At 70.3% G+C, this 10,992-nt stretch carries 9 protein-coding genes; 3 read left to right on the top strand and 6 right to left on the bottom strand.

All coding sequences use genetic code 11. From position 1 onward, the window contains the following. Positions 1 to 114: 114 nt before the first annotated feature. Positions 115 to 549 carry a cytidine deaminase gene (locus FHR84_RS21775; protein WP_179537414.1) on the top strand — a complete coding sequence of 145 codons (435 nt, stop codon included), beginning with the start codon at positions 115 to 117 and terminating at the stop codon, positions 547 to 549. A 214-nt stretch (positions 550 to 763) separates the two neighbouring features. Here FHR84_RS21775 and FHR84_RS21770 read toward each other — a convergent pair whose 3' ends face one another. Genes FHR84_RS21770 through FHR84_RS21755 form a run of 4 tightly spaced genes read right to left on the bottom strand, consistent with a single transcriptional unit; the run spans position 764 to position 4,117 of the window. Further along, positions 764 to 1,645, bottom strand: coding sequence for an ABC transporter substrate-binding protein (locus tag FHR84_RS21770; protein ID WP_179537413.1), 882 nt, complete (start codon positions 1,643 to 1,645; stop codon positions 764 to 766). 2 nt (positions 1,646 to 1,647) lie between these two features. Then, complete coding sequence (locus FHR84_RS21765) at positions 1,648 to 2,337, bottom strand: ABC transporter permease subunit (protein WP_179537412.1); 690 nt, start codon at positions 2,335 to 2,337, stop codon at positions 1,648 to 1,650. Beyond that, complete coding sequence (locus FHR84_RS21760) at positions 2,334 to 3,008, bottom strand: ABC transporter permease subunit (protein WP_179537411.1); 675 nt, start codon at positions 3,006 to 3,008, stop codon at positions 2,334 to 2,336. The genes FHR84_RS21765 and FHR84_RS21760 overlap by 4 nt, the downstream gene beginning before the upstream one ends. Next, positions 3,008 to 4,117: an ATP-binding cassette domain-containing protein gene (locus FHR84_RS21755; protein ID WP_179537410.1), complete on the bottom strand. Its 1,110-nt coding sequence runs from the start codon at positions 4,115 to 4,117 to the stop codon at positions 3,008 to 3,010. The genes FHR84_RS21760 and FHR84_RS21755 overlap by 1 nt, the downstream gene beginning before the upstream one ends. 290 nt (positions 4,118 to 4,407) lie before the next feature. Between FHR84_RS21755 and FHR84_RS21750 the strand changes: the two genes are divergently transcribed. Next, a complete protein-coding gene (locus tag FHR84_RS21750) occupies positions 4,408 to 5,949 on the top strand; it encodes a bis-aminopropyl spermidine synthase family protein (protein ID WP_179537409.1) in 1,542 nt (513 codons plus the stop codon). A gap of 20 nt (positions 5,950 to 5,969) precedes the next feature. On the opposite strand, the gene FHR84_RS21745 is transcribed toward FHR84_RS21750, so the two are convergent. Both FHR84_RS21745 and FHR84_RS21740 read right to left on the bottom strand, forming a co-directional pair. Further along, positions 5,970 to 8,438, bottom strand: a complete 2,469-nt coding sequence (locus tag FHR84_RS21745; protein ID WP_179537408.1) for a putative bifunctional diguanylate cyclase/phosphodiesterase — start codon at positions 8,436 to 8,438, stop codon at positions 5,970 to 5,972. 333 nt (positions 8,439 to 8,771) lie between these two features. Then, positions 8,772 to 9,950, bottom strand: a complete 1,179-nt coding sequence (locus FHR84_RS21740; RefSeq protein WP_179537415.1) for an NAD(P)-dependent malic enzyme — start codon at positions 9,948 to 9,950, stop codon at positions 8,772 to 8,774. Positions 9,951 to 10,370: 420 nt separating this feature from the next. On the opposite strand from FHR84_RS21740, the gene FHR84_RS21735 reads away from it, so the two are divergent. Continuing rightward, the gene (locus FHR84_RS21735) at positions 10,371 to 10,979 is read left to right on the top strand and encodes a dTDP-4-dehydrorhamnose 3,5-epimerase family protein (protein ID WP_179537407.1); all 609 of its coding nucleotides are present in this window, start codon (positions 10,371 to 10,373) and stop codon (positions 10,977 to 10,979) included. Positions 10,980 to 10,992 lie beyond the last annotated feature (13 nt).

Here is a 10,992-nt window from a genome sequence, read left to right as displayed (position 1 = left end):
TTGGCCCGAGCCATCCCACGCTCCACTCACACAGCGAACGTGATCACCACCCACCCCACCCTGCCAAACCAAGATCATTCTGCAAGGACCCCTAAAACTGGGCAGACTTGTCGCATGGATTTGGATCAGCAACTGGTGGACGCGGCCGTGGAGCAGATGGACCGGCGCGATCGAACCGAGGCCGCGGCGGTGTACCTGGACGACGGCCGGATCGTCACCAGCTTGGCGCTGGACAACCTCAACGCGGCGGCCACGCTGTGCGCCGAGGCCGGGGCGATCTGCCAGGCCTACACGCTGGGACTCGCGATCACCGCCTCGGTGTTCGTCAACAGGTGGAACGAGGACGACAGCTTCTCGGTGCTGGCACCCTGCGGAATCTGCCAGGAACGCCTCGCGCTGTGGGGCCCGGACGTCCAGGTGGGTGTGGCCGCCCCGGAAACCGACTCCGGGTGGAGCGTGCGCACCCTCCGGGAGCTCAACCCGTTCTACTGGGGCCAGTACTTCGCCGACGAGGGTGACTGGCCCTCCTCCGCCGTGCACTCGTCCTGAGCGAAGTTCCCCGGGGGTGGTTCGCGTGGGTCCCGCGGGTGTGGAAAACCTCCAGTTTTGCCTAAAACTGGGAACAGCGGGGCACGCGGAGAACCCCGGAAGCACGAGCGGCATGAACGAACGGACCGCCGCGCCCGCTTGTGCGTGGAAAACCAGCCGGCCCGGCGGGAGGGAACCGCCGGGCCGGGGAAACGCGCTCACTCGTGGTGGAGCGTCACAGGTCGAGGCCGCTCACGAACTCCTTGGCCAGGTCCCGCGGATTCGCCTTGTCCACCGACATCCGCTTGTTCAGCCGCGTCAGCTCCTCGGTGGTCAGCCGCTCGGAGACCTTGTTCAGCGCCTTGCGCTGCTCGTCGTTCAAATCCCCCCGGTGCACCAGCGGCAGCACGTTCTGCGCCGGGTACATGTTCTTCGGGTCGTCCAGCTTGACCAGGTTCTCGCGGTCGATCGCCGCCGTGGTGCTGAACAGGTTCGCCACCTGGATCCGCCCCTCGGTCAGCGCCTGCACCCGCACGCTGCCCGACTGGAGGTTCCTGATGTCGGAGAAGGTGCAGCCGTACAGCTCGGAGATCCGCTGCTTCCAGCGCGGTTTCCACTCGGCGGGCGCGCCCAGAACCAGCTCGCCGCACCGCTGCCCCAGGTCGGCCATGGAGCGCAGCCCGCTGTCCGCGGTCTCGCTGGTCACGGCCAGCACGTCGGAGTTCTCCGCCGCGGACCGCTCCAGCACCCGCAGGCCGTCCGGCAGCTTCTTCCGCAGCTCCGAGTCGACGCGATCCGCACCGGTCGCCGCTGCCTGCTCGTCGAAGTGCCGCAGCAGGTTCCCGGTGTACTCGGGGATCACCGAGATCTCCCCGTCCCGGACCGCCTTGACGTAGACCTCGCGCGCGCCGATGCGCCCCCGCGTCTCCACATCGGCCCCGGCGCCGCGCAGCGCCTCCGCGTAGATCTCCATCAACAGCTGGCTCTCGCTGAAGTTCGCCGAACCGACCACGATGGGACCGCCGGAGTCGTCACCCGCCTCCGTCGGGTCCGAGCACCCGGCCAGCATCCCCATGGCCGTCGCCAGCACCAGCACCGGTGCGAGCAACCGCTTCATCGTTACCTCCTCCATCGGGACCGTGTCCCGCTCTTCGCCGCGGCGAGCAGCACACCGCGCGGCACGAGCAGCCGCGAGAACCCGGCCAGGGCCAGGTCGGTCAGCACCGCCAGCAGCGCGATCAGGATCGCCGCCCCGGCCATCCGCTCGTAGGCACCGGTCTGCTGGCCGCTGATCAGGATCTGACCCAGCCCGCCGAGACCGACGTAGGCCGCGACGGCCGTGGTCGCCATGACCTGCAACATCGCGTTGCGCACCCCGCCCATCAGCAGCGGGAGCGCGTTGGGGAGCTCCACTTTCCACAGTCGCTGGCCCGAGGTCATCCCCATGCCCCTGGCAGCGTCCACGGCGTGCGCGGGGACCGCGCGCACCCCGGAGTAGGTCCCGGACAGCACCGCCGGTATCGCCAGGACCACCAGCGCGGCCAGCGCTGCGCTCCCCCGGAACATCATCGCCAGCAGGGTCACCAGCCCGAGCGTCGGCAGGGCGCGCATCGCGTTGCCGAAACCGACCACGAGCACCGAACCGCGCCCGGTGTGTCCGATGTAGAGCCCCAGTGGCACCGCGACGAGCACGGCCACGACCACGGCTAGGACGCTGTAGAGCAGGTGCAGCCACGTCTGGGCGAGAATGCCGTCCGCCCCGCTCCAGTTGGCCGGATCCGTCAGCCAGGCCAGGATCTCGGTGATCACTCGCCGATCACCGCCCCACCGGCGCGTTCCCAGGGAGTCAGCAGCCGCCAGAGCCCGACCAGCAGCAGGTCCACCGCGAGGGCGAGCAGCACCGTCGCCACGATCCCGACGACCGTCTGGACCACGTCGGGACGTTCGAAGCCCACCGTGAACAACCTGCCGAGACCACCGACCCCGATGAGCGCGCCCACGCTGATCAGGCTGATGTTGCTCACCGAGGCCACCCGCACCGCCGAGGTCAGCGCGGGCACGGCCAGCGGCAGCTCGACGGACAGGAACCTGCGCCGCGGGCGGTAGCCCAGCGCCTCGGCCGCGGTCGTCACGTGGGACGGGACCGCCTCCAGCGCGTCGAGCACGGGGCGCACCAGCAGCGCTGCCGTGTAGAGGGTCAGCGCGATGATCACGTTCAACGGCGAGGTGTAGCCGGTGCCGATCAAGCTCGGAAGCAGCACGAAAACGGCCAGCGAGGGCAGCGTGTAGACGATGCCCGCGCCGCCGAGCAGCGGGGCGCGCAGCCAGCGGACGCGCTGGGCCAGCCGCCCGAGCGGCAGCGCGAGCAGCACACCGACCACCAGCGGCACCAGCGCCATGTAGACGTGCTGGGCGAACTGCTCGAACAGCACCTCCCGGTTGCTGGGGCTGGAGAAGTACCGGACCAGTGGCTCGAACACTAGGCCGCACCCTCGGTGAGCGCCGGGTGCTGCCTGGCCTCGATCAGGTCCAGCACGTGCCGGGCGGTGACCACGCCGACGAAGCCCCCGTCGCCGTCGACGACCACCCCGAGCCCCGACGGGGCGGACAGCGCCGCGTCCAGCGCACCGCGCAGCGGGGATCCGAGCGTGTGCAGCGATCCGCCCGCGATCAGCTGGTCCTCGGTGAGCTGGCCGCGAACCGTCGCGTTCGGATGGAGCCAGCCGCGCGGGCGCTCGTGCGCGTCCAGCGCGAGCACCCACTCGGCCCGGCTGGGCACGTCGGCGCTGGTGTCGCCGATGTGGACCGTGTCGACCGGGGCTGGGTCCAGCCCCGCGGAATCCACGAAGGACAGCCTGCGGTAACCGCGGTCGCGTCCCACGAAGGAGGTCACGAAGTCGTCCGCGGGCCGGGCCAGCAACTCCTCCGGAGGGGCGTACTGGGCCAGGTGGCCACCCTGCCGCAGCACCGCCACCCGGTCGCCCAGCTTGATGGCCTCGTCGATGTCGTGCGTGACGAACAGCACGGTCTTGCCCAGCTCCTCCTGCAGCCGCATCAGCTCGTCCTGCAGCCCGGCGCGCACCACCGGGTCGACGGCGCTGAACGGCTCGTCCATGAGCAGCACCGGCGGGTCGGCGGCCAGCGCGCGGGCCACACCGACCCGCTGCTGCTGACCACCGGAGAGCTGGCTCGGGTAGCGCCCGCCCATCTCCCGCGAGAGCCCGACCCGCTCGATCAGCTCCTCGGCGTCGCGCCGCGCCCTCCTGCGGGAACGCCCGAACAGCATCGGAACGGTCGCCACGTTGTCCCGCACCGTGCGGTGCGGGAACAGTCCCGCCTGCTGGATGACGTACCCGATCCCGCGGCGCAGCACGGCCGGGTCCGAGTCGCGGACGTCGTGCCCGTCGAGCAGCACCGTCCCGGAGGAGGGCTCGATCATGCGGTTGACCATCCGCAGCAAGGTGGTCTTGCCACACCCGGAGGGCCCGACCAGCGCGGTGACGGTCCCCGCCCGAACGGTCAGGCTGAGTTCCTGGACGGCGACCGCGCCGTCGTCGTACTGCTTGCGCACGGTTCGGAACTCGATCACCGAGCCCCCTCGTGGATCACCGACGGTCACTCGCCGACCGTCACAAGCCTCGCCGAGCGTAACCCGATCAGAGGTTTCACGCGATGTAATGAGGCTTACGCGTGGCCACGTGTCGCTGCGTAACCGGTTCCGGATCCCCCGACAGAAGGTTTCCGGTCGAGTCTCCGGGACGTTCCTCCGGTGCGGACGGCGCCGAAACGGGCGCCGCGTGTGCGCCCACCGCTGTTGTGGACAATTGGACCCACCCCGTTGGAACGAGCGGGCGCAGCTACGCGACTCCGGGACGTGAGATGAGCACACAATTCGAGGCCGTTCCCGAAACGGCGAGCGTCGAGGCGGTCCGCGGACGGATCCGCCGGGAAGGTGTGCTCGCACGCCCGCTGCGGCAGGTTTTCGCGCTCATGTCCCGGCGTCCCCACTCGCTGCAGGAACTGGTGCGCGTCTGCAGGGCACCGCGCCGCACCGTCGAGGAACTGATCGGGCTGGCAGGCGAGGACGTCGAGAGCGGACCGGAGGGTTACCGCCTGGCCGAGCGGGCGCTGCCGCTGTACCGGGAGCGGGTCCTGTTCGCGGAGAGCGCCGGAGGAACCGAGGAGATCGAGCAGCTCCTCGAGGGCTTCGTCTCCACCGGCCCCGCACCCGCCGCCGCGCTGGACCACGTGACGGCGACCCCCGGTACCGCCCTGCGCCGCGCGACGTGGCTGCGCGACCACTACGAACTGGACGAAGCCAGGCTGCTGCTGCTCGGCGACCACGACCTGACCTCGCTGGCCGGCTGCCTGCTCGTCCCCGGCCTGCGCGCCACCGTGGTCGACATCGACGAGCGCATCCTCGCCCACATCGACGGGATGGCGGCCGAGCACGGCCTCGCCGTGCACACCGTGCACGCCGACCTGCGGTTCGGCCTGCCGCCCTCGCTGGCCGCGGGGTTCGACCTGGTCTTCACCGACCCCCCGTACACCCCGGAGGGGGTGGGGCTGTTCGGCGCACGCGCCCTCGAGGCCATGTCCTCCAGCACCAGCAGGCTGCTGCTGGCCTACGGCTTCAGCTCTCGCAGCCCGGCACTCGGGCACAAGGTGCAGCAGGAACTGCTGCGGCTCGGGTTCGTGTTCGAGAGCATCGTCGCCGACCTGAACGAGTACGAGGGCGCCCAGGCCATCGGCAGCACCAGCGACCTGTACGTGTGCCAGCCGACCGGACGGGCGCGGAAGTCCGCCGGACGGCAGAAGCAGACGATCTACACCCACGGTCCGCAGGCCGTGGAGGGCACCACCGGGGACGCCTCCCCGGAACTGCTGGAGGGGATCGGCACCGTCACCGGAACGACGGTGCGGAGCCTGCGTCCCGTGGGCTGGCAGCGACCGCTGCGCGCGGCCGACGACGTGGCCGTGTTCGACCTGCGGGCCGACCCGGGGCCCTGGCTGCTGCGGATGCTGCTGGCCTGCAACGCCGAGAAGGTCGCCTTCCTCGTCGACAACCGCCACCCCGACATCACCAGCGAGCACGCGCAGCACGCGCTCACGCACGTGATCGGGGCGAAGTACACGCTGCGGTTCCACCGCAGCAGCCCGGACGCCACCCACGCGGTGGTGGTCGCGACGACGAACGGCGCGGAAGGCGGGATCGCCGGGTACCTGCTGCACCGGGCGCACGGCAAGATCGCCAACACCTGGCGCGAGGCGCTGATCGCGCACTCGGACGCGCAGCTGACCAAGCGGGAGGCCGCCGAGCACGTCGCCGCTCTGGTCGCCGACACCGCCGACCTCGGACTGCGGCTGATCGACCTGCCGCGGCACCGGTTGAGTGCGCTGCTGCACAGCGAAGGCGTCTGACGTTTCGGGGCTTCGCGTCCCTAGGTGGTCGCTCGGCGGAACCTTCCCGTGGCGAGCATCGAGCGGAACTCGTTCGCCGGGACCGGGTGCGAGAAGAACCACCCCTGGTAGCTGTCCACACCGGTCCCGGTGAGCGTCTCGAACTGCTCGGCGTTCTCCACGCCCTCGGCCACGCACTCACGCCCTATGGCGGAGGCCATGTCGACGACGGCCTTGGCCACGGCGAAGTCGCAGCTGTCCGAGTGGATCTCGGAAACGAACTTCCGGTCGACCTTGATGATCTGCGCGGGCAGGTCCTTCAACCGCGCCAGCGAGGAGAAGCCCGTCCCGAAATCGTCGACGGCGAACCGCGCGCCCCGGCCGACCAGGGCCTGCATCGCGCTCCGGGGACGCGAGGGCAGGTCCACCAGCGCGGTCTCCACGAGCTCCAGCACGACCCGGCTCCAGTCGATGCCCGCCTCCGCGACGCAGTCGGTCACGTAGTCGACGAAGTCGTGGTCCCCGGGAACCAGTCCCCCCAGGTTGACGGCCACCGAAACCGGACCGGCCGCGCCGTCCGGCCAGCCTGCCGCCTCCCGCAGCGCCCTGCGCAGCACCCAGCGGTCGATCTCCCGCAGCAGGCCGCCCTGATCGGCCACGGGCAGGAAAGCCCCGGGCGTCAGCATCCCGCGTTCCGGGTGCGGCCAGCGCAGCAGCGCCTCCGCGCTGACCACGGTCCCCTCCGAGTTCACCACCGGCTGGTAGTGCAGGGTCAGCTGGTCCCGGTGCAGCGCCTCCCTGAGCTGGCCCTCCAGGTGCAGCTGGCTGTTGGCCGAGGCCATCAGGGCGGGACCGGCCAGCGAGACCCGCCCGGGACCGGTGCCCTTGGCCTCGAACATCGCGGCGTCGGCGAACCTGAGCAGATCGTTGCCGTCGGTGTCGCTCCCGTCGGGCACCGCCGCCCCGACGGAGGCCGAGACACGCACCAGCTGGTCACGCACCGGAACGGCCGTGTTCAACAGCCCGGAGACCCGGGTGGCCAGCGCACCGGTCCCCCCGACGACGTCCACGTCGACGCAGATGACCACGAACTCGTCACCCGAGATGCGCGCGGCCACGCAACCGTCCGGCAGCCCGCCCTCCAACCGCCTGGCCAGCGCCACGAGCAGGTCGTCCCCGGCGTCGTGCCCGAGGGAGTCGTTGACGCGCTTGAAGTTGTCGATGTCGCAGAACAGCACCGCGCTGCGCTCCGATTCACCGCCCGCCCGCATGTCGGCCAGCATCTCCTTGACCGCGCCCCGGTTCGGCAGCCCGGTGAGTTCGTCGTGCGTGGCCTGGAAACGCAGTGCTTCCGAGTTGCGGCGGCGCTCGGTCACGTCCTGGAAAACGACCAGCCAGAACCTGGTTCCGTCGTCCTGGACCGAGGGTGTGCTGTGCAGTTCGCAGTAGACCGGTTGGCCGTCCGAGCGGACCAGCATCCGTTGCACGGGGGCTCGGCGGTGTCCCCGCGGCGATCGACGGGTTTCCGTCTCGGTGAGATCGATCCCCCGGTCATCGGGGTGGGTCAACCCCACCGCGTTCGTCCCGCGCAGCTGCTCCAGGCCGTAGCCGAGCAGTTCGCACAGGGCGTCGTTGGCGTCGACCAGTCGCTGGCCCTGGTCGAACAGCCCGATCCCCACGGGAGTGAGGCTGACCAGGTCGGTGAACCGCTGGCTGGACCTCTCCATCCGGCGCAGCGCCGTGCGCTGTTCGGTGACGTCCTGGGCCGTTCCCACCATCAAGGGACGTCCCTCCCCGTCGTCGGCGACGCCCCCGTGGCAGAGCAGAATGCGCATCGCCCCGTCCGGGCGGATGTAGCGGTGCTCCACCTCCATGGGCGTGTGCTCCTCCGCGAGCTGGTTCCAGCACGCCGCCACCCGGGAGCGGTCCTCGGGGTGAATGTGGTCCAGGTAGTGCTCGAAGGTCGTCCCCGTGCTCGGCGGGGTCCCGGTGATCTCGAAGAACATCTCCGACAGGCGGGTGTTGTTGGTCCGCGGATCCCACTCCCAGGTACCCATCCGCGCGGCACGCTGAGCGTTCTGCAGCTTGCGGCGCTCGTAGGCCAGCAGGCTCGCCGTCGGAGTCATCAGGTCGGAGACGTCGACCAGCAGCGTCACGGTCAACAGCGGGTTCTGCTGGTGCGACCAGCTCAACGCGCGGAACCACGGACGGGAGTCGTGCCCGCGTGGTCGTGCGAACTCCCCTTCGACCAGCATCAGCTCCGTGATCCTGCTTCCGAGCAGTTCACCTCCGGAGTCCATTCCCAACAGCAGCGCCGCCTGCTCGGTTGCGCGCAGCACGACGCCGTCGGAAGTGCTGAGCAGCGCGGGAGCGTCCGGCAAAGATTCGACGACCGTGTGCGAGGACTCCACGACGTCCGGGTCGATCACCTCGGCGTCGTCGACGGAGAGGGGCGCTCCGGGCACACGCCGGGTTCGCCTGCCGCGTTCGGTCAAGAACAACCTCCGCATCACCACTGCGCTCGCGCCGTACCCGGCCGGTCGGACTTCGAAACGTGGTGAACAGCACACCAAGTTATTACGACCATACCGGCGTTCAGGTGAAAAGTTCAGTCACGACGTCACCGTCGTGAATGAACACTCTCAAGGTGAGACGCACGCTCGCCGAGGATGTGACGCTGTGCCGGGCTGATCGCACCGGTGAACTTCCGGGGGGTTCCCCGTAGGACGGTCCGATCGAGCACGCCCTCCGAGAAGAAGTCCGGCCCGGCGGGAGGACGCGAATCCTCCCACCGGGCCGGACGTGCTCGCGCACTCGGTGCGGAGTCGGTCCCCGACGCTCGCTCAGGCCGTGGCGACTCCGTCCAACCGCGCGGCCTCGGCGACGGCCCGGGTGACTTCGGGGGCCACACGGGGATCGAGCGGGCTCGGCACGATGTAGTCGGTGGCCAGCCCCTCGGCGGCGACCTCGGCTATGGCCTCGGCGGCGGCGACCTTCATCCGGTCACTGATCATTCGCGCCCCGGCCTGCAGCGCCCCCCGGAAGATCCCGGGGAAGGCCAGCACGTTGTTGATCTGGTTGGGAAAGTCGCTGCGCCCGGTGGCGACGACGGACGCGTGCGCGGCAGCCGTGTCCGGATGAATCTCCGGGTCCGGGTTGGACAGCGCGAACACGATGGCGTTCTCGGCCATGGTGGCCACCTGCTGCTCGGGGATGGTGCCCGCGGAGACCCCGATCAGGACGTCGGCTCCCCGCAGCGCTTCGTCCAGCCCGCCCGTGACCCCGCGCGGGTTCGTGCGCCGCGCCAGCTCGCTCTTGATCGGCGTGAGGTTGTCCCTGCCCTCGTGGATCACACCGCGCGAGTCGGCGACGACGACCTCGCCGGCACCGGCCGCGTCGAGGATCTCGGCGCAGGCGACTCCCGCCGCGCCCGCCCCGGAGATCACGACCCGCAGCGAGCCGAGCTCCCGCCCGGAGAGCTCGCAGGCGTTGCGCAGCGCGGCCAGGGTGACCACGGCGGTCCCGTGCTGGTCGTCGTGCATGACCGGGCAGTCCAGCGCCTCGATCAGCCGACGTTCGAGATCGAAGCAGCGCGGCGCGGCGACGTCCTCCAGGTTGACGGCTCCGAACGACGGGCGCAGCCGCACCAGGGTGTCGACGATCTCGTCGTTGTCGGTGGTGTCCAGCACCAGGGGGAAGGAGTCCAGGTCGGCGAAGGACTTGAACAGCGCGGCCTTCCCCTCCATGACGGGCAGGGAGGCGCGCGGGCCTATGTCCCCGAGTCCCAGCACCGCGGTTCCGTCGCTGACCACCGCGACCAGCTGGTTCGTCCAGGTGTAGCGCGCGGCCAGCGCCTCGTCCGCGGAGATCGCCCGACTGACCTTGGCCACGCCGGGCGTGTAGGCGATCGAGAGGTCACGGGGGGTCGTCAACGCCGCGGAGGGCGTGACGGACAACTTGCCGCCCTCGTGCGCGCGGAAGATCTCCTCGGCGGTCGGTTCCGCGCTCGCCGGGGTGGGCATTCTCGTCGAATCGGGCGTGTTCTCTTGATCACTAACGGTGGTCACGGCGTCCCTCCTGTTGCCTTGACCTGGCCGGCCGGAGCGAACCTCCCGCCGGCAGATGGGCGACGCGGCACTCGACGGGCTGGTGCCCTCGGGTGGCGCCTAGGGGCGACCGAGACTGACTACCCGGTTCGGGCAGCGGCTCGGCGGACGCTGCGGTTCGACGAGTGTGCCAGCCCGCACCGCGCCTGTCTGCGACTGGGGTCACAGCCCAGCAGCAAATTCAACAAATTGTCAACATAATTTCCGATTCTCCCCCGCACGGATCGAGTTCGGGGCGACACGAAGCGCGCCCGGATCGGGCCCGCTGCCTGCCGGGCGCTCCCCACCCCGCGAGCCGTGCTCGCGCTTCCGGCGAGGCCGTCTAGGCTTGCCGTCGTGCAAGCACGTCACACGGAGATCAGCGGCGCCATCGAGTTCACCCCCCCGGTTTTCCCCGATCACCGCGGACTGTTCGTCGCGCCGTTCCAGCAGGACCCCTTCACGGGAACGGCCGGGCACCACATGCCCCTGGCCCAGATCAACAACAGCGTTTCCGGCCGGGGAGTCATCCGCGGGCTCCACTTCGCCGACGTCCCCCCGGGACAGGCCAAGTACGTCTACTGCGCGCGCGGGAGCCTGCTGGACGTGATCGTGGACGTCCGCACCGGGTCTCCCACGTTCGGGCGCTGGGAGGCGATCCACCTGGACTCCGAGCGGTACAACGCCGTCTACCTGGCGGAAGGGCTCGGGCACGCCTTCGCCGCCCTGGAGGACGACACCGTGATGATCTACCTGTGCTCGACTCCCTACAACCCGCGGGCCGAGCACGCCGTCACCCCGCTCGACCCCGAACTCGCCCTGCCGTGGGACGAGCTGGACGCCGAACCGGTTCTGTCCGAAAAGGACCGGAACGCGCCCACCCTCGCCGAGGCCGCCGCGGCGGGCACGCTTCCCTCCTACCAGGACTGCCTCGAGCACTACGAGCGGTTGCGCTCCTCGGGTTGAGTTCCGGCCCGCC

The sequence above is a fragment of the Actinopolyspora biskrensis genome (assembly GCF_013408175.1).
Lineage (GTDB): Bacteria > Actinomycetota > Actinomycetes > Mycobacteriales > Pseudonocardiaceae > Actinopolyspora > Actinopolyspora biskrensis.
This window is presented reverse-complemented; position numbering and strand designations above follow the sequence as displayed.